The organism is Microterricola gilva (assembly GCF_004217495.1).
Lineage (GTDB): Bacteria > Actinomycetota > Actinomycetes > Actinomycetales > Microbacteriaceae > Microterricola > Microterricola gilva.
On the sequence record NZ_SHLC01000001.1, the window covers coordinates 345,951 to 363,869 of the forward strand.

Genomic DNA, 17,919 nt, shown 5'->3' on the forward strand with positions numbered 1-17,919 from the left:
CCCGTGAGCGGAGTCGACCGGGCACGCATCGAGGCAGCCGTGAGCGAGATCATTCTCGCGATCGGTGAGGACCCGGCGCGCCCTGGGCTGGCCAAGACACCGGCCAGAGTCGCCGATGCGTACGCCGAGTTCTTCAGCGGGCTCAGCCAGGACCCGCTCGAGCACCTGCTCGACTCGGTTCCGATCGGTGAAGACATCGACGGCGTGCCCCAGACCAGCGACGTCGTGCTGCTGCGCGGCATCGACTTCCGCTCGGTCTGCGAACACCACCTGCTGCCGTTCGTCGGCGTCGTGCACATCGCCTATCTGCCGAGCGATCGCGTCGTCGGTCTCGGCAGGCTGCCCGCTGTCGTCGACACGCTCGCCGCCCGCCCGCAGCTGCAGGAGCGCCTCACCGAGGAGATCGCCGACGCCCTGAACGACGGCCTCGCCCCGCGCGGCGTGCTCGTGGTGCTCGACGCCGTGCACCGCTGCGTCGTGGCCCGCGGATCCCGCCAGACCAACAGCTCGACGGTCACCATCGCGAGCCGCGGCGAACTCGCCGAGCCGGTTGCCCGCGCCGAGTTGATGGCTCTGATCGGCAGCGCGGCCCCCGCCGGGCGCCCGCGCGAGGAGTCGACAAGCGGCGGGCACCGTGCTTAGCCTGCCGGATGCCGGTTCCAGCCCGCTCATCATGGGCATCGTCAACGTCACGCCGGACTCCTTCAGCGACGGTGGGCGATGGGCCGACCCGCGCGCGGCCCTCGCGCACGCCGAGCAACTCGTGGCGTCCGGCGCGCACATCATCGACGTCGGCGGCGAATCGACCAGGCCGGGTGCCGCCCGGGTCGACCCGGCGGCGGAACAGGCACGGGTGATCCCGGTCATCGCGGCCCTCGCCGAGGCCGGCATCCCGGTGAGCGTCGACACCATGAACGCGGCAACCGCCGCTGCAGCGGCATCCGCCGGTGCGCTCATCATCAACGACGTGTCCGGCGGACTGGCCGACCCTGCCATGGCCGACGCCGTCGCCGCGAGCGGGCTGCTCTACATCGCCATGCACTGGCGCGGCCACTCCGAGAACATGCAGGAGCTGGCCAGCTACGGCGACGTCGTCACCGACGTCTGCGCCGAGCTCGCCGCCCGCGTGGACGCGCTGCTCGCTGCCGGTGTCGCGGCGGAGAAGATCGTGCTCGACCCCGGGCTCGGCTTCGCCAAGAACACGGAGCACAACTGGGCGCTGCTCGGCCGGCTCGGGGAACTGCGCGCGCTCGGCTACCCCGTGCTCGTCGGTGCCTCACGGAAACGCTTCCTCGGTGCGCTGTTGCCCGACGGCGCCGCACCGGGAGAGCGGGACCTGCCGACGGCCGTTGTGAGCGTGCTGTCGGCGCAAGCGGGGGCCTGGGCGGTGCGGGTCCACGACGTGGCCGGCACGCGTGTTGCCCTCGAAGTGCTCGCTTCGTGGCAAAGTGGAGAACGTGCCTGATCAGAACGCAGTCCGCAGCTCCTCCGACGGTGCTCCCCTCACCTCCGGCAGCACCGCCGTCGACTGGAGCGCGCGGGACCACATCACCCTCACGGGGCTCCGGGTGCAGGCGAATCACGGTGTCTTCGACTTCGAACGGGAGAACGGCCAGCTCTTCATCGTCGATGCGACGGTGTGGCTCGACTTCGCCAGAGCGGCGTCCGGTGACGATCTCGGCGCAACCATCCATTACGGCGAGCTCGCGGAGGAGGTCGCCGCCGCCGTGCAGCGTGATCCAGTCGACCTCATCGAGACCGTTGTGGAGCGGATCGCTGCGACCGTGCTCAATCACCCGGCCGCCCAACGCGTGCGCGTCAGCCTGCACAAGCCCGATGCGCCGATCGCTGTGCCTTTCGGCGACGTCGCCGTGACGATCACGAGGGAGCGATCATGAGTGCGCAGGCCGAGACGGCAGGCTCGCCCGCGGTGATCGCCCTCGGCGCGAACCTCGGTGACCGCCGCGCGACGCTGGCCGCCGCCGTGCGCGCCATCGCCGATCTGCCCGGCGTCGAGCTCACGGGCGTGTCGAGCTTTATCGAGACCCCCGCCCTCAAGCCGCACGGCGTCGACACCGACGCGCCGGCCTACCTGAACGGCGTCGCCACCGTGGTGAGCGCGCTCGCCCCGCATGCGCTCCTCGACGCGCTCAACGCGATCGAGCACGCCAACGGACGGGTGCGCGCCGAGCACTGGGGCGACCGCACGCTCGACCTCGACCTCATCACCTACGCCGAGCTGCAGCAGAGCGACGACCGGCTCACCCTGCCGCACCCGCGGGCCGCGGAGCGCGATTTCGTGCTGCGGCCGTGGCTGGAGCTGCAACCGGATGCCGTCGTGCCTGGTCGTGGCCGCGTCGACGCGCTGCTCGCCGCCCTGACGGTGGACCAACCGGTTGAGGCCGAAGAAACGGGGGAGTCGCGATGAAGCGCACCTCTCCGGCGGCGCTGGCGCTGCTCGTCCTCGGCGGCGGAGTCGTCGCGTTCCTGGCCGAGCTGGCGATCGCGGCATCCGGTCTGCCCATCATCATCCCGCCGATCTCGCTCGGCGTCACCCTCGTCGCGATCGGCGTCGTCGTCGTGCTGCTGGCGTGGCCCATCCGGCGTGCGGTGCGTGCGTCGGTCAAGGTCCACATCGACCCGTTCCGGGCGATGCGCGTCGCCGTGCTCGCGAAGGCATCCGCATTCTCTGGCGCGCTGTTCACCGGAGCGGGAATCGGGCTGCTGTTCTATCTGCTCAGCCGTTCCGTCGCTCCCGTCTCGACGTCACTCTGGCTCGCGGTCGCGATGGCGGCCGGCGGGCTCATCCTGTTGATCGCCGGCCTCGTCGCCGAGCACTTCTGTGTGCTCCCGCCGGATGACCGCGACAGCGAAACACAGCAGCCGCACGGTTCGCATGCCTGAGCGCGATGCGGATGACGCACACGACGCAGGGCGCGACACCGAGCGCACCGATACGCACACCGCCGAACTGAGAGAATCACGCATGCACGAGCTGCCAACGAGCCCAGCGCCTGAAGCGGATGTCGCCGAGCGCCTCGACCTCGGCGACCCGACCGCCTGGCACCGGGTGTCGCCGAAGTACCTCGTCGTGGAGATCGTTGGAACGGTGATCGGTGGTCTGCTGTTCTGCGCGGGCGCCGCGGCCGTCTGGATCCTCGGCGATCAGCAGTGGGCGCTCTGGGTTCTCATCGGAATCGCTGCCCTGTTCATCGTGACCTTGACCGTGGAGCCGCGCCGCGTGCGCTCGATCGGCTACCAGCTCCGCTCCGACGACCTGCTGTTCCGCCGCGGCATCATGTTCCAACGCTTCGTGTCTGTTCCGTACGGGCGCATGCAGCTCGTCGACATCACGCGCAGCCCCGTCGCGCGGGCGCTCGGCCTGGCCGAGCTGAAGTTCGTGACGGCCGCAGCGGCAACAGGGGTCATCATCCCCGGGCTTCCCATGGACGAGGCCGAGGCGCTGCGCGACCGCCTGGTCGCACTGGCCGAGAGCCGCCGGGCGGGGCTGTGAGCCTGAACGACGCGGCTGCCCCCGGCATCCCTCCGCGCGGGGTGTCGAACCTCGCCGACGGTGAGTGGCACCGGCTGCACCCGGCCACGCCGCTGCTGAAGGGCGGCGTCGCCCTCATCGCGATCACCGGCATCGTGATCGCGAATCTGCGCGAGCGACTGGTCGAGCTGTTCTTCGGCGTTCCGAGCTACGGCGGCGACCCGATCGACGAGATCTACAACCGCGGAGCCGTCGGCTGGGCGCTGCTCGCCATTCTCGGCGCGCTGCTCATCGTCATGGTCGGCTTCTACCTCTCGTGGCGCATGCACAGCTTCCGCGTCACCGAGGAGGCCGTCGAGGTGCGCAGCGGAATCCTGTTCCGCACCAATCGGAAGGCCAGGCTCGACCGGATCCAGGGCGTCAACATCGATCGGCCCCTGCTGCCCCGCATCTTCGGTGCGGCCAAGCTCGAGGTCGGCGTCGCGGGCCAGGACGCCAACGTGCAGTTGGCCTACCTGGGCTCCAGCCACACCGATGCCCTCCGCCGTGACATCCTGCGGCTGGCATCCGGCATGCGCCAGGGCGCCGCCGCGCCCGCTGCTGCGGCGACGCCGGGAACAGCGACGACGGCCGCGCCCGCGGAGCTCGCCCCCGGCACGGTGGGGGCCGCGAACGGCACCGCAGCGGGCCACGAACCGCACACGTCCGGGGCGCACGGCCTCGCGGCATCCGCCGGCGCGCTGATCACCCAGCGCGCGAACGAGTTCCTCGCGCCGGAGCTCGACCCGGATGCCGCACCGCCGGAGTCCGTCGTGCACATCCCGCCGCTCCGACTCATCGCCTCGATCGCGGCGAGCGGCTTCACGCTCGTGCTGATCGCCCTCGCCGTCGCCGTTCCGATCGCCCTGGCGAACCAGCAGTACTGGGTCATCTTCGGCTTCGTGCCCGCGCTCATCGGTGGCGCGAGCTACTACATCAACCGCTTCACCAAGGGGCTGCGCTACACGATCGCGGGAACGGCCGATGGCGTGCGCGTCGGATACGGCCTGCTCTCGACGAGCAACGAGACGATCCCGCCCGGCCGCATCCACGCGATCGCGGTCACCCAGCCGCTGCTCTGGCGCCCGTTCGGCTGGTGGACGATCCGCATCAACACCGCGGGGCACTCGCAGCAGAACGGCCAGAACGCCTCGAACACGACGGTGCTGCCCGTCGGGCGCATCGACGATGTCGAGCGCGTGCTCGCACTGCTGCTGCCGGAATCCGGGCTCCTCCCAGCCGGGAGCGGATTCACCGCGCTCGCGCCAGGCGCCGTGCCGGTCGAGCAGCCGGCACCGACCGCCGAGCTGTCGGCCGGGCTTCCGGTCGGGCCGGCCGAGCCTCTGGCCGAGCTGCTGGCCGAGCCTCTGGCCGAGCTGCCGACCGCCGCCGACGCCGCGATCCCCAGCCTGATCGAGCGCGGCCTCGTCTCCAAGGGCGGTGCCGACGGCTTCACGAACGCGCCGCGGCGCGCGGCCTGGCTGCGCCCGTTCTCGTGGCGCCGCACCGGCTTCGCTCTCACCGAGAACACCGTGCTGCTGCGGCACGGCGTCATCGCGCGCGAGCTCGCGCTCGTGCCGTTCGCCCGCATGCAGAGCGTCGGCGCAACGCAGGGGCCGATCCAGCGCAAGCTTCGTCTCGGCGCCGTGCACCTGCACACCGTCGCCGGCCCCGTCTCCGCTCGCCTGAACACGATCGACGACTCCATCGCAGCCGAACTCTTCGAGACGCTCGCGGCCGGCGCCGTGGCGTCCGGCGCCAGCGACACGAGCCACCGCTGGGGTTCCAGACAGGACGCACAGTGATGGCGCAGCGCGCGGGCAGGCTCGGTGTCGGCATCGTCGGGGCCGGCAACGTCGGACCGATTCTCGGCGCGGCGCTGGCCGGGGCCGGCCACGCCATCGTCGGGATCTCGGCGATCTCCGCCGCGAGCCGCGAGCGGGCAGAGGCGATCCTGCCCGGCGCCCCGATCCTCGACGTCGATGTGCTGGTCGAGCGCAGCGAGCTGGTGATCCTGGCTGTGCCGGATGCCGAGCTCGCGCCGCTCGTGGCCGGGCTGGCCGCACGCGGCGCCTGGCAGCCGGGCCAACTCGTGCTGCACACGGCCGCCCGCTACGGGATCGGCGTGCTCACGCCCGCCCTCGCGGCCGGCGCGATCCCGCTCGCCGTGCACCCGGCCATGACCTTCACGGGCACCAGCCTCGACCTGGCCAAACTCGCGGGAACCTGGTTCGCCGTCACCGCGCCGAGCCCGGTGCTGCCGATCGGCCAGGCGCTCGTCGTCGAGATGGGCGGGGAACCGCTCATCATCGCCGAGGCCGACCGCGCGGCCTACGCCGAGGCCGTCGACACCGCCGTCTCCTTCTCGACCGCCATCGTCGACCAGGCCGTCGCCCTCTTGGCCGGCATCGGGGTCGAGGCGCCCGGCCCGGTGCTCGCGCCGCTCGTGCGCTCCGCCGTTGAGCGGGCACTGGCCAAGGCCGGCGGGGCGGATGCCGCCGACCCGACACTGTTCGGCGGGCAGGCGTTCGGTGGATCGGCGTTCGGCGACCAGGCCGACTTCGACGGCACCGGCGGCGCCTTCGGCGGCCACGGGAACGGCTTCTACCTCAACAACGACCCGGAGGACCCCGCATGACCATCTCCAGCATGCCGAGCGCGCCTGCGACCCCCGTCGTGCTGACGACGGTGGCCGAGGTGCAGAACGCCCTCGCCGCCGTGCGGGCAGGCAGCCCGGCATCCGGCATCGCGCTCGTGCCGACCATGGGCGCGCTGCACGACGGGCACCTCAGCCTCGTCCGGCGTGCGCGGGAACTTGCAGGCACCGTCATCGTGTCGATCTTCGTGAACCCGTTGCAGTTCGGCGCGGGGGAGGACCTCGACGCCTACCCGCGCACGCTGGACGCCGACCTGGCCGCCCTCGCCGCCGAGGGCGTCGAGTACGTGTTCGCGCCGACCGCCCGGGAGATGTACCCGAACGGACCGAGCGAGACGCGCGTCACCGCCGGCCACGTCGGGACCCTGCTCGAGGGTGCGACCAGGCCTGGCCACTTCGACGGCATGCTCACTGTCGTCGCGAAGCTCTTCAACATCGTGCGGCCGGATGTTGCCATGTTCGGGCAGAAGGACGCCCAGCAGGTGTTCCTGGTGCGCCGCATGGTCGCCGAGCTCAACCTGCCGCTCGTGATCGAGGTCGTCCCGACCGTGCGGGAGAGCGACGGCCTGGCGCTCTCCAGCCGCAACCGCTTCCTCGATGCCGGTGCGCGGCGGGCGGCGTTGGCACTGAGCGGCGCTCTGCAGTCCGCGGATGCCGCGGCATCCGATGGTCTCGTCGAACTGCTCGCCGAGGCCACGGCCAGCTTCGGCGACCACGACGACGTGACGCTGGACTACCTCGTCGTCGTCGACCCGGCCAGCTTCCTGCCCGTCGACGAGCACTTCCGCGGGCCGGCGATCGCGCTCGTCGCGGCGCGTGTCGGTGCGACCCGTCTCATCGACAACACGCCCATCATCCTGGGCTAAGCGGTCGCGCGGTAGAAACCGCACCTCCGCGGCGAAACGTTTCGCCGCGCGTACGTAGTTTCTGGCGCGCGACGCCCGCGGCCGGCGTCGAGCAGAGGCTCAGCTCGCTGCGACTACTCTTGAGTACTGCGTGTGTATACGTCTCGATACCCGCATCACGCCCCAGTTCACGGAGAAGACATGGCCGACGCCCCCACCACGACCGAGCTCACCGCCGAGGAGATCGCTGCCGAGCAGCAGGACATCTCCGAGCAGAAGGCCGTGCGTCTGGCCAAGCGTGAGCGGCTCATCGCAGCCGCGGCCGACCTCGGTGGCGGCGCCTACCCGGTGAGCGTTCCCGTCACGACGACGATTCCCGCACTGCGCGCCCGCTTCGGCGAGCTCGAGCCCGGTGCCGAGACCGGCGAGATCGCCGGCGTCGCCGGTCGCGTGATGTACCTGCGCAACACCGGCAAGCTCTGCTTCGCCACGCTGCAGGCCGGCGACGGCAGCCGCATCCAGGCGATGGTCAGCCTCGCAGAGGTCGGCGAGGAGAGCCTCGCCGAGTGGAAAGAGCTCGTCGATCTCGGCGACCACCTCTTCGTCGAGGGCGAGGTCATCTCCAGCCGCCGCGGCGAGCTGTCGATCATGGCCACGCGCTGGCAGATCGCGTCGAAGACGCTGCTGCCCATGCCGAACCTGCACAACGAGCTCTCCGAGGAGAACCGCGTGCGCAGCCGCTACCTCGACCTGATCGCCCGCGAGCAGGCCCGTACCAACGTGATCGCCCGCGCCAAGGCCGTCGCCAGCCTCCGCCGCACCTTCGACGACCTCGGCTTCATCGAGGTCGAGACCCCGATGCTGCAGGTCATGCACGGCGGCGCGTCCGCCCGTCCGTTCGTCACCCACTCCAACGCCTTCGACACCGAGCTCTTCCTGCGCATCGCTCCGGAGCTCTACCTCAAGCGCGCCGTCGTCGGTGGCATCGACCGCGTGTTCGAGATCAACCGCAACTTCCGCAACGAGGGTGCAGACTCCACGCACAGCCCCGAGTTCGCCATGCTCGAGGCCTACGAGGGCTACGGCGACTACAACTCGATCGCCGACCTCACCCAGAAGCTGATCCAGGATTCCGCGACCGCGATCGCCGGCGGCCACGTCGTCACTTGGGCAGACGGCACCGAGTACGACCTGGGCGGACAGTGGGACCGCATCTCCATGTACGACAGCCTGAACGCAGCAGCCGGAACCGCGTTCACGCCGGAGACGCCGATCAGCGAGCTCAAGGCTCTCGCCGAGCGCGAGGGCATCGAGATCGACCACCCGATCCACGGCAAGTACATCGAAGAGCTCTGGGAGCACTTCGTCAAGGGCGGCCTCGTGCGCCCGACCTTCGTGATGGACTTCCCGGTCGACACGAGCCCGCTCGTGCGCGGCCACCGCTCCATCCCCGGCGTCGTCGAGAAGTGGGACCTCTACATCCGCGGTTTCGAGCTGGCCACCGGCTACTCCGAGCTCGTCGACCCGGTCATCCAGCGTGAGCGCTTCATCGAGCAGGCAACCCTTGCGGCGGGCGGCGACCCTGAGGCCATGCGTCTCGACGAGGAGTTCCTGCGCGCCCTCGAGTTCGGCATGCCGCCCACCGGTGGCATGGGCATGGGCATCGACCGCCTGCTGATGGCGCTCACTGGCCTCGGCATCCGCGAGACCATCCTCTTCCCGCTGGTCAAGTAGACCGCAGCCCGGCACCGCAGCCTGGCATCAGAGAACAGAAGACACGACATGAACGACGAATTCCTGCCCAAGAGTGAACTCGAGCCGGAGAAGAACCCGAAGAGGGTCTCCAACGGGCGCCTCGCCATCTGGATCATCGTCGGCGGTGTCGGGCTCTACATGGTCGGCAGCGGCGTGTGGGGCATCATCACCGGAGGCTAGCTCCGGCCTGCTGGCCTGCCTGCTCAGGCCGGCTCGCCGGTCCGTCGCGAAAGCAGGCAGATGGGTGCCGGTGACCGCGAGAACAGGCGCACACGGGCGTATCAACCACCGGGCGCCTGTTTTCGCTACACGCTCGGCCGCGGGCGACCGGATGCCAGTAGCGCCCGCACCACGGCGACGCAGCCGCCTAGGTCGAACATCACCTGCTCGTAACCGAATCGGTGCCAGCGGTACCCCCTCAGCACGAGGGCCGCGTTGCGCAGGCGGTCGCGTTGCGCCGACGTCGGGTCGTCATGCCATGCCTTGCCGTCGGCCTCGATCACCAGCCACCCGTTGATCACGAGATCGACGCGTCCGACGCCGTCGATTCGCACCTGGAGTTCGACGCTCCACCCCTCCCGCTCGAAAGCCAGTCGCAACAAGGTTTCCAGCCCCGACTCGGCGCGCCCATCGACGTGCCTCAACAGCCGGCGGATCCGTCGCGGCATCCCATCGCTGATCGCGAGTAGCCACTGTCGACCCACCGCGCCCGAGTGCAGGGCGCTGTCGAAGGACGCCACGATCTGGTCGCCGTCGAGGCAGGCGCGCGCGTGCTGAAGCAGGGCCTCTTCGATACTCACTCGCCACTGCGCGGTGCGGGGATGGGCGGCTTTCGCCGCGCCGCCTGGAATTCGCAGCCGCCACTCGGTGCCCAGAACCGGCGGCAGGCGGCTTGCGCTGTGAGGCGTCGCGACGCAGAGCGGTACCTCGTGCGGGACCCAGATCCCATAGCTGGCGAGCGCGCTGGCCCCGCCAAGCGTGCCGCGCAGCTCGACCGCTCGCATCGCATCGGGCCGGACAAAGGGTGTTGCCACCCAGCTGCGCGCGACGACGCGCAGCGCCCGCGACTCGATCGCGGCTCGAATTCTGCGAGCCGAGTGCCCCAGCTGTTCGAGCTGCGTTCGACGGGCGAGCCCGCCGAGCCGGTCCATGTCCTCCGCCAGTGTCAGTGCCATCACACCAGCGTGGCGCTTCGAAGCGGCGATCTGAGGTGTCCGGCGGATTCTGTGGACGGCGGCCGGCGAACGCCGAGCTGTGTACAACAGCAGTCCTAGCGGTTGCGCGCGTGCCGGAAACAGGCAGTTGGCGTCATCCGGCCGCGACGGCAGGCGGCCACGGTCGCCAGCGCAATCCGACGCCTGTTCTCGCACCGCAGCTCGCGTCGGGGCGCGGCCGAGACGACCCGGCACCCGCGAGCCGCAAAAGCAACGTATTCTGGAGGGGCTATGGATAACTTCTGGGTGAACGCGATCTTCTCGATTGTTCCGACGCTGCTCGTCGGAGTCATCTTCTGGATCGTCATGCGCTCGATCATCCGGATGGACCGGACGGAACGCAAGGTGTACGCCCGCATCGAAGCAGAAGAGCGCGCGCGTCTGGGCCTCGACTCTCCGGCCCGATAGCCGCAGATGCTGATTGACTTCACGGATCCATCGGACACGTCGCTCGTCATCATCATCCTGCTGTTGCTCGTGGACCTCGCGGTCCGCGTCGCGGCGATCATCATCATCCCGCGCAACCGGCGCCCGACGGCCGGCATGGCCTGGCTGCTCGCCGTCTTCTTCATCCCGTACCTCGGCATCCTGCTGTTCCTGCTGATCGGAAACCCCAAGCTCCCGCGCAAGCGCATGGCGAAGCAGCGCCGGATGGACGCGTTCATCCGCGCTAACTCCGATGTTCCGGGCGGGCGGCCGCACAACGAGGAGTGGCCGGAGTGGTTCGCCTCGGTCGCCCAGCTGAACCGCAACCTCACCTCGATGCCGATGGTCGACGGCAACACCGCGACGCTGCTTGAGGACTACGACGGCACGATCCGGGCGATGGCGGCCGAGGTCGATCTGGCGACGAAGTATGTGCACGTCGAGTTCTACATCCTCTCCTGCGACCAGACCACGGCCGTGTTCTTCGACGCGCTCGAGCGGGCCATCGCGCGCGGCGTGACGGTGCGCGTGCTGTTCGACCACTGGGCGTCGTGGCGGAGCAAGGGGTTCAAGCACACGGTGCGCCGCCTCACCGGGATGGGTGCAGAGTGGCACCAGATGCTGCCCGTGCAGCCGCTGCGCGGACACTTCCAGCGCCCGGACCTGCGCAACCACCGCAAGATCCTCGTCGTGGACGGGCGGGCGGCCTTCATGGGCTCGCTGAATGTGATCGACCGCAGTTACAACAAGCGCTCGAACATCAAGCGCGGCCTCAAGTGGCAGGAGCTGGTGACGCGCGTCGAGGGGCCCGTCGTCGACGCCCTCAACCTGATCTTCATCACCGACTGGTACATCGAGTCGGAGGAGCTGCTCGAGAACGAGGCGCGGGTGCTGGAGTCGATCGACGACCCCGCCCTGCTGGAGTGCCAGGTGGTGCCGAGCGGGCCCGGCTTCGAGGGCGAGAACAACCTCAGGCTGTTCCTCGCGCTGCTCTACGGCGCCCAGGACCGCATCGTCATCACGAGCCCCTACTTCGTTCCGGACGAGTCGATGCTCTACGCCATCACGACCGCCGTCGAGCGCGGTGTGCCCGTCGACCTGTTTGTCTCTGAGATCGGCGACCAGGCCTTGGTCTGGCACGCGCAGCGCTCCTACTACGAAGCTCTGCTGCGCGCAGGGGTGCGCATCTACCAGTACAAGTCGCCGTACATCCTGCACTCCAAGCACTTCACGATCGACGATGACGTGGCCGTGATCGGCTCCAGCAACATGGACATGCGCTCATTCGGCCTCAACATGGAGGTCTCCATGCTCGTGCGCGGAGAGAGCTTCGTGCGCGACATGCGGGTGGTCGAGGATCACTACCGTTCCGTCAGCAAGGAGCTCACCCTCGACGAGTGGATGAAGCAGCCGCTGCGCTCCACGGTTTTGGACGGGCTCGCCCGCCTCACCTCCGCGCTGCAGTAACACCCCTCGAACCGGCCGTAAGCGGCCTACTCGATCGGTCTCGGCCCTAGCCGCGGGGCTTGAGCCGCACGGTCGGCAGTGCGGGCGCCGGTAGTGCGGAGCCGGGGTAGTCGGCGACGATTCCGAAACGACCGGATGCCGTGGCGTCCCCGGTCTCGTTGATCACGTCGTGCTGCCAGTCCCGGCGGTACTCGACGATGTCGTCGTGGCTGCGTCCGATGAAGTTCCACCACATCACGATCTCCTCGGTGAACGGCTCGCCGCCGAGCAGCAGCACGCGCACCGGCCGCTCGCCGGCCCGCAGCGTGACGCTGTGACGGCCGGGCGCGAGGTAGCCGAGCTCGGAGCGTTCCAGCGTGGTCGAGGCCGCGGCCTCGGTGTCGTGGTCCTCGTCGTGCACCGTGACGGGGCCGGCGTCGACGAGCATGCCGTGCTCGAAGGCGGGGTCGAGCGGCAGGGTCACGCCGCCGTGCGCAGGCAGATCGAGTTGGGCGCCGAGCAGCCGGCTGAAGACGGTCGGGCCGGCAGGGGCTGACGCGCCGAGGCCGGTTGCCGGCTGCGCCTCGTCCGCGATGGCGCCGATGAACACGCGCAACTCGGCGGCACCGCGACGCAGTACGCGGGCGTCGTGACGCTCGAAGAACGGCTGGGTGGCGCGTGCGGCATCCGGAAGCACGATCCACAGCTGCACGCCGTGCAGGGTGGTCGTGGCCGGCGTGGAGACCTCGGAGTGCGAGATGCCGCTGCCCGCGGTCATCAGGTTGAGCTCGCCCGGGCGCACCATGGCGTGGCTGCCGACGCTGTCGCGGTGCTCGATCTCGCCCTCGAACAGCCAGCTCGCCGTCTGCAGGCCGGTGTGCGGGTGCGGCGGGACGACCATGCCGCCGGTGGCGGCGACGTCATCCGGGCCGTAGTGGTCGGCGAAGCACCAGGCCCCGATGGTGGTGCGTCCGCGCTGCGGAAGCGTGCGCCGCACCGGCATGGCCCGCGGCCCGCCGAGCGGCACGTCGCGCGGCTGGAGCACCTCGACGGGGGCCGGGCGGGCGGATGCCGCCGCCTCGATGTACTCGCAGATGAGCTCGGCCGGCTCCCGCTCAAGATTGCTCATATCCCCAGCCTATGCCCGCGTGCGGGGCGCTAGTCTGGCGGCATGACACCGAGTCTCCGCTCTCTCCGCCCCGCCGCGGCCGTGCTGTTGGCGGCATCCGTTGCTCTCACGATCAGCGCCTGCGCGAGTTCGGAGGGCGGCGTCGGAGGCGCCGGTTCCACCATCAGCGCGGAGGAGGACTACGCCGGGCTGCCGGAGGGCATGGTCGGCCTGCCGCAGAATCCGAGCGGCGAGCCGCAGCTGTACTGGCTGCAGGATGCGAGCCAGATCGGCATCACGCTGTGGGGGAGTTCGAGCTGCCCGCCGATCGTCGAATCGCTGACGCAGACTTCGGACAACGCCTTCGAGGCGACACTGCAGGAGATCCCGGCGAAGCCGTGCACGCGCGACCTCGTGCCGCACACGACCGTCTTCGCGACGCCGAAGAGCACGACGCCGAGCTCCGATGTCACGATCGTGCTCGACGGCACCAGCCTCACCCTCCCCGCCGAGCGCTAACCCCGGATCCCTCCACGAGGGCTCCGGTTTCTGCCGGTGCGGGCATTCTCGGGGCCCGAATGTACGGGCTCGGCGCGCCCAAATCGATGCTGGGGTGCGCCGGGCCTCTGGCGCTAGAGTGGCGGCATGGCTACTACAGTGCGCAACCGTTTCGTTCTCGCAACCGTGGTTGCGGCATCCGTTCTGGTGCTGGCGGGCTGCGCGCCCGTCCCCAACACGCCGACAGGCGACTTCCCCGGTTTCCCGGAGGGCGTCGATGTCGAGAGCGATTCGCCGACGGGTGAGCCGGTGGCCGCCTGGCTGGGCATCGGGAACAAGATCGCCATCACCATCTTCGGCAGCTCGACCTGCCCCTACGTTGGCAGCGCCATCAACGTTGAGAAGCAGGCGGGCGAGGGCAACGCGGTGAGCATCGAGGTTCCGCCGCTGCCCGACCAGCCGTGCACCATGGATCTGGTGCCCCACACGACCGAGTTCTGGACTCCGCAGGATGTCACCACGACGGAGCCGCTCGAGATCACGGTGATGGAGCAGACCATCGTGCTGCCGATCAAGTCGGCCACGCCGGCCGAAGGCTCCGACCACTAGCCACCGCCGCTCGCGCGTTTCTCAGGACTTCGCGCGGTTGCACGGACTGAATCTGCGATTCGATCCTTGCAACCGCGCGAAGTCCTTTTTTGCCGTCGGGACCTGTGGGCGCGACGGTGTGCGTAACTGCGGTGCTCAGCCGCGCGGGGCGCGCACCAGCAGCTCGCCCACCTCGCAGTCGAGCGCGTCGCAGATCGCGCGCAGCGTCGAGAAGCGGATGGCGCGGGCGCGGTCGTTCTTCAGCACGCTGAGGTTCACGATGCTCACGCCCACCAGCTCGCTCAGCCGGGTCAGGGTCATGCCGCGCTCGGCGAGCAGCTCGTCGAGCCGGCAGCGGATGCCGTCGTCATCGGTCTCGGCTGGGGGCATCAGACGAGCCCATCGGTATCGCGCTGCAGGCGTTCCCCGATCGCGAACACCGTGCTCATCAGCGCCGCAATGAACGCCAGGAGTAGAAGGCTGAACGGTTCGACGGAGATGATCACGTTGTCGAACGTGCGCTCGCTCAGCACCGCGAAGGCGCCGTTGGCGGCCATGTTGCCGAGGAACGGCACGGCGGCGTAGCCGATCAGCCCCACGATTCCCGCCGTGCTGACGAGCACGGTGTTCGTGCGACTGAACACGATGCTGCGCGTCACGTTCCGCCCGAGCCAGATGAGCGCGACCACGACGGTGAGCACGGTGACGACAACCACCACCTGCTGAAAGACGATCGCCCAGAGCGCAGCGACCGGCAGTTCGGGCACGGTGAGCATGGCTTGCTCCAGCTCGACGTCGATGGGGGCGCCGTCGACGCCGATCGGCGCGGACCCGACGGTGCCGGCGAACTGCCCGAGCACGCGGACGTCCGTGTTCGGCAGCACCTCCATGATCCGTTGGGACGCGGCGATGCTCGTCCACACGGCGATCGCGGCGCCGACCGCCATGAAGACCCAGAGTCCGACGGCGTCTGACCGCTTGATGGTGTAGCTGGGCGCGGTGCGCATGGTGTGGCTCCTTCACGTTTATCGATAACAACGATTATCGTTAAGGTAGGGGCGGATGCCGCGGTTGTCAACTGTGCGGCGGCTGTGGGTTGCGCCGGGCGCCCGCGGCATCCCGTGTCACATCGTCATGCTCTGGGCGAACACCGGCACGCGCGGACCCTGCGCTGGTTACTCTCTATGTATCGGCGCCGCATACCTGCGTGGCGTCGCGAGGAGTGATGATGTTCGAGAGATTTACCGACCGTGCCCGCCGCGTCGTTGTCTTGGCCCAGGAAGAGGCCAAGATGCTCAACCACAACTACATCGGAACCGAGCACATTCTGCTCGGTCTGATCCACGAGGGTGAGGGTGTCGCGGCCAAGGCGCTCGAGTCGCTCGGCATTTCGCTCGACGCCGTGCGCGAGCAGGTGCAGGACATCATCGGTCAGGGTCAGCAGCAGCCGACCGGCCACATTCCCTTCACGCCGCGCGCGAAGAAGGTGCTCGAGCTGTCGCTGCGCGAGGCGCTGCAGCTCGGCCACAACTACATCGGAACCGAGCACATCCTGCTCGGTCTCATCCGCGAGGGTGAAGGCGTCGCCGCGCAGGTTCTCGTCAAGCTCGGCGCCGACCTCAACCGCGTGCGCCAGCAGGTCATCCAGCTCCTCTCCGGCTACCAGGGCAAGGAGCAGGTCGCCGTCGGCGCCAACGAGCAGACGCAGGCCCAGGGCGGCTCGCAGATCCTCGACCAGTTCGGCCGCAACCTCACGCAGGCTGCCCGCGACGGCAAGCTCGACCCCGTGATCGGGCGCGAGAAGGAGATCGAGCGCGTGATGCAGATCCTCTCGCGTCGCTCCAAGAACAACCCCGTGCTGATCGGTGAGCCCGGCGTCGGCAAGACCGCCGTCGTCGAGGGCCTCGCCCAGGCCATCGTCAAGGGCGACGTGCCCGAGACGCTCAAGGACAAGCAGCTCTACTCCCTCGACCTCGGTTCGCTCATCGCCGGAAGCCGCTACCGCGGTGACTTCGAGGAGCGCCTGAAGAAGGTCACCAAGGAGATCCGCACCCGCGGCGACATCATCATCTTCATCGACGAGATCCACACCCTCGTCGGTGCCGGTGCCGCAGAGGGCGCCATCGACGCGGCTTCGATCCTGAAGCCGCTGCTTGCCCGTGGCGAGCTGCAGACCATCGGTGCGACCACGCTCGACGAGTACCGCAAGCACTTCGAGAAGGATGCCGCGCTCGAGCGTCGCTTCCAGTCGATCCAGGTCGCAGAGCCGAGCCTGCCGCACACGATCAACATCCTCAAGGGTCTCCGCGACCGCTACGAGGCGCACCACAAGGTGTCCATCACCGACGGCGCGATCGTCGCGGCTGCGAACCTCGCCGACCGCTACATCGCCGACCGCTTCCTGCCGGACAAGGCCATCGACCTGATCGACGAGGCCGGCGCGCGCCTCCGCCTCTCGATCCTCTCGAGCCCGCCCGAGCTGCGTGAGTTCGACGAGAAGATCGCCGTCGTCCGTGGCAACAAGGAAGCCGCCATCGAGGACCAGGACTTCGAGAAGGCCGCCAGCCTGCGCGACGAGGAGAAGAACCTCCTCGGCGAGCGTTTGCGCCTCGAGAAGCAGTGGAAGTCCGGCGACGTCAAGACGACCGCCGTCGTGGATGAGGGACTCATCGCCGAGGTGCTCGCTCAGGCCACCGGCATCCCCGTGTTCAAGCTCACCGAGGAGGAGTCCTCGCGTCTCGTCTTCATGGAGAAGGCACTGCACGAGCGCGTCATCGGCCAGGAGGAGGCCATCTCGGCACTCTCCAAGACGATCCGCCGCACCCGCGCAGGCCTCAAGGACCCGAAGCGTCCGTCCGGCTCGTTCATCTTCGCCGGCCCGACCGGTGTCGGAAAGACGGAGCTGGCCAAGGCGCTGGCCGAGTTCCTGTTCGACGACGAAGACGCCATCATCTCGCTCGACATGAGCGAGTACGGCGAGAAGCACACGGTCTCGCGCCTGTTCGGTGCCCCTCCCGGATTCGTCGGTTTCGAAGAGGGCGGCCAGCTCACCGAGAAGGTGCGCCGCAAGCCGTTCTCCGTCGTGCTCTTCGACGAGATCGAGAAGGCACACCCCGACATCTTCAACTCGCTGCTGCAGGTGCTTGAAGAAGGCCGCCTGACCGATGGTCAGGGCCGCGTCGTCGACTTCAAGAACACCGTCATCATCATGACCACGAACCTCGGTTCGAAGGGCATCTCCGGCGGGCCGGTCGGCTTCCAGCTGGAGGGTGACAGCGCGGTCGGCTACGACATCATGAAGGGCAAGGTCGTCGAAGAGCTGAAGAAGCACTTCAAGCCCGAGTTCCTCAACCGTGTCGACGAGACGATCGTGTTCCCGCAGCTGAGCAAGCCCGAGCTGCTGCAGATCGTCGACCTCTTCATCAAGCGCCTCTCCGAGCGGATGCTCGACCGTGACATGACGGTGGAGCTCACGCTCGCCGCCAAGGAGCGCCTCATCGAGGTCGGCTTCGACCCCGCTCTCGGTGCGCGCCCGCTGCGTCGCGCCGTGCAGCACGAGGTCGAGGACCTGCTCTCCGAGAAGATCCTGCACGGTGAGCTCAACGCGGGCGACCACGTGCACGTGGACTTCGTCGACGGCAAGTTCGTCTTCACCACGACGCAGCGTTCGGTCTCCGCGACCTCGAACGTGAACGCCGGAGCCGCCCTCGGCACCGGTCCGGTCACGCCCGGCATCGCGATCGCCGGCTAGGCGCAGCGCACACCGCGAAGGCCCCGACAGCTTCGGCCGTCGGGGCCTTCTGCGTGCCATGGCGCCACGCGCCGGACCACGCGCCGCCGGACCACGCGCA

The 17,919-nt window shown here is 69.2% G+C and carries 20 protein-coding genes; 16 read left to right on the top strand and 4 right to left on the bottom strand.

Annotated elements, in window-relative coordinates; translation table 11 throughout:
* Window positions 1-3 precede the first annotated feature (3 nt).
* The 11 genes from folE (at window position 4) to EV379_RS17095 (ending at window position 8,968) form a co-directional block, all read left to right on the top strand.
* Entirely contained in the window at window positions 4-642 is a 639-nt protein-coding gene (folE, locus tag EV379_RS01480; protein WP_130504594.1) for a GTP cyclohydrolase I, read from the top strand.
* Between the two features lie 31 nt (window positions 643-673).
* Window positions 674-1,465 carry a dihydropteroate synthase gene (folP, locus tag EV379_RS01485; protein WP_130507225.1) on the top strand — a complete coding sequence of 264 codons (792 nt, stop codon included), beginning with the start codon at window positions 674-676 and terminating at the stop codon, window positions 1,463-1,465.
* Window positions 1,458-1,898, top strand: a complete 441-nt coding sequence (gene folB / locus EV379_RS01490; RefSeq protein WP_130504595.1) for a dihydroneopterin aldolase — start codon at window positions 1,458-1,460, stop codon at window positions 1,896-1,898. The genes folP and folB overlap by 8 nt, the downstream gene beginning before the upstream one ends.
* On the top strand, window positions 1,895-2,428 hold the full coding sequence (folK, locus tag EV379_RS01495; protein WP_130504596.1) for a 2-amino-4-hydroxy-6-hydroxymethyldihydropteridine diphosphokinase: 534 nt from the start codon (window positions 1,895-1,897) through the stop codon (window positions 2,426-2,428). Before folB ends, folK begins: the two co-directional genes overlap by 4 nt.
* Window positions 2,425-2,904, top strand: a complete 480-nt coding sequence (locus tag EV379_RS01500; protein WP_130504597.1) for a DUF3180 domain-containing protein — start codon at window positions 2,425-2,427, stop codon at window positions 2,902-2,904. The genes folK and EV379_RS01500 overlap by 4 nt, the downstream gene beginning before the upstream one ends.
* Before the next feature lie 82 nt (window positions 2,905-2,986).
* A complete protein-coding gene (locus EV379_RS01505; protein ID WP_130504598.1) occupies window positions 2,987-3,514 on the top strand; it encodes a PH domain-containing protein in 528 nt (175 codons plus the stop codon).
* Window positions 3,511-5,337, top strand: coding sequence for a PH domain-containing protein (locus EV379_RS01510; RefSeq protein WP_130504599.1), 1,827 nt, complete (start codon window positions 3,511-3,513; stop codon window positions 5,335-5,337). The genes EV379_RS01505 and EV379_RS01510 overlap by 4 nt, the downstream gene beginning before the upstream one ends.
* Entirely contained in the window at window positions 5,337-6,170 is an 834-nt protein-coding gene (locus tag EV379_RS01515; protein WP_130504600.1) for a Rossmann-like and DUF2520 domain-containing protein, read from the top strand. The genes EV379_RS01510 and EV379_RS01515 overlap by 1 nt, the downstream gene beginning before the upstream one ends.
* Window positions 6,167-7,054, top strand: coding sequence for a pantoate--beta-alanine ligase (gene panC / locus EV379_RS01520; RefSeq protein WP_242616183.1), 888 nt, complete (start codon window positions 6,167-6,169; stop codon window positions 7,052-7,054). Before EV379_RS01515 ends, panC begins: the two co-directional genes overlap by 4 nt.
* A 180-nt stretch (window positions 7,055-7,234) precedes the next feature.
* Window positions 7,235-8,767: a lysine--tRNA ligase gene (lysS, locus tag EV379_RS01525; RefSeq protein WP_130504601.1), complete on the top strand. Its 1,533-nt coding sequence runs from the start codon at window positions 7,235-7,237 to the stop codon at window positions 8,765-8,767.
* Between the two features lie 48 nt (window positions 8,768-8,815).
* Window positions 8,816-8,968, top strand: a complete 153-nt coding sequence (locus EV379_RS17095) for a hypothetical protein (RefSeq protein ID WP_165397254.1) — start codon at window positions 8,816-8,818, stop codon at window positions 8,966-8,968.
* Between the two features lie 125 nt (window positions 8,969-9,093).
* Here EV379_RS17095 and EV379_RS01530 read toward each other — a convergent pair whose 3' ends face one another.
* Window positions 9,094-9,963 (bottom strand): endonuclease domain-containing protein, encoded by an 870-nt coding sequence (locus EV379_RS01530; RefSeq protein WP_130504602.1) that lies wholly within the window; start codon window positions 9,961-9,963, stop codon window positions 9,094-9,096.
* Between the two features lie 270 nt (window positions 9,964-10,233).
* Between EV379_RS01530 and EV379_RS17100 the strand changes: the two genes are divergently transcribed.
* Both EV379_RS17100 and cls read left to right on the top strand, forming a co-directional pair.
* On the top strand, window positions 10,234-10,410 hold the full coding sequence (locus EV379_RS17100) for a hypothetical protein (RefSeq protein WP_165397255.1): 177 nt from the start codon (window positions 10,234-10,236) through the stop codon (window positions 10,408-10,410).
* A 6-nt stretch (window positions 10,411-10,416) separates the two neighbouring features.
* On the top strand, window positions 10,417-11,895 hold the full coding sequence (gene cls, locus EV379_RS01535) for a cardiolipin synthase (RefSeq protein WP_130504603.1): 1,479 nt from the start codon (window positions 10,417-10,419) through the stop codon (window positions 11,893-11,895).
* A gap of 46 nt (window positions 11,896-11,941) precedes the next feature.
* On the opposite strand, the gene EV379_RS01540 is transcribed toward cls, so the two are convergent.
* Window positions 11,942-13,003, bottom strand: coding sequence for a pirin family protein (locus EV379_RS01540; RefSeq protein WP_130504604.1), 1,062 nt, complete (start codon window positions 13,001-13,003; stop codon window positions 11,942-11,944).
* Window positions 13,004-13,045: 42 nt separating this feature from the next.
* Between EV379_RS01540 and EV379_RS01545 the strand changes: the two genes are divergently transcribed.
* Complete coding sequence (locus EV379_RS01545) at window positions 13,046-13,501, top strand: hypothetical protein (protein ID WP_130504605.1); 456 nt, start codon at window positions 13,046-13,048, stop codon at window positions 13,499-13,501.
* Window positions 13,502-13,627: 126 nt separating this feature from the next.
* Window positions 13,628-14,089, top strand: a complete 462-nt coding sequence (locus tag EV379_RS01550; RefSeq protein ID WP_130504606.1) for a hypothetical protein — start codon at window positions 13,628-13,630, stop codon at window positions 14,087-14,089.
* A 135-nt stretch (window positions 14,090-14,224) separates the two neighbouring features.
* Here EV379_RS01550 and EV379_RS01555 read toward each other — a convergent pair whose 3' ends face one another.
* Window positions 14,225-14,458, bottom strand: coding sequence for a helix-turn-helix domain-containing protein (locus EV379_RS01555; protein ID WP_130504607.1), 234 nt, complete (start codon window positions 14,456-14,458; stop codon window positions 14,225-14,227).
* Entirely contained in the window at window positions 14,458-15,075 is a 618-nt protein-coding gene (locus EV379_RS01560) for a DUF2975 domain-containing protein (protein ID WP_130504608.1), read from the bottom strand. The genes EV379_RS01555 and EV379_RS01560 overlap by 1 nt, the downstream gene beginning before the upstream one ends.
* 221 nt (window positions 15,076-15,296) lie before the next feature.
* Here EV379_RS01560 and EV379_RS01565 point away from each other — a divergent pair, with 221 nt between their 5' ends.
* Complete coding sequence (locus EV379_RS01565; protein WP_130504609.1) at window positions 15,297-17,819, top strand: ATP-dependent Clp protease ATP-binding subunit; 2,523 nt, start codon at window positions 15,297-15,299, stop codon at window positions 17,817-17,819.
* Window positions 17,820-17,919 lie beyond the last annotated feature (100 nt).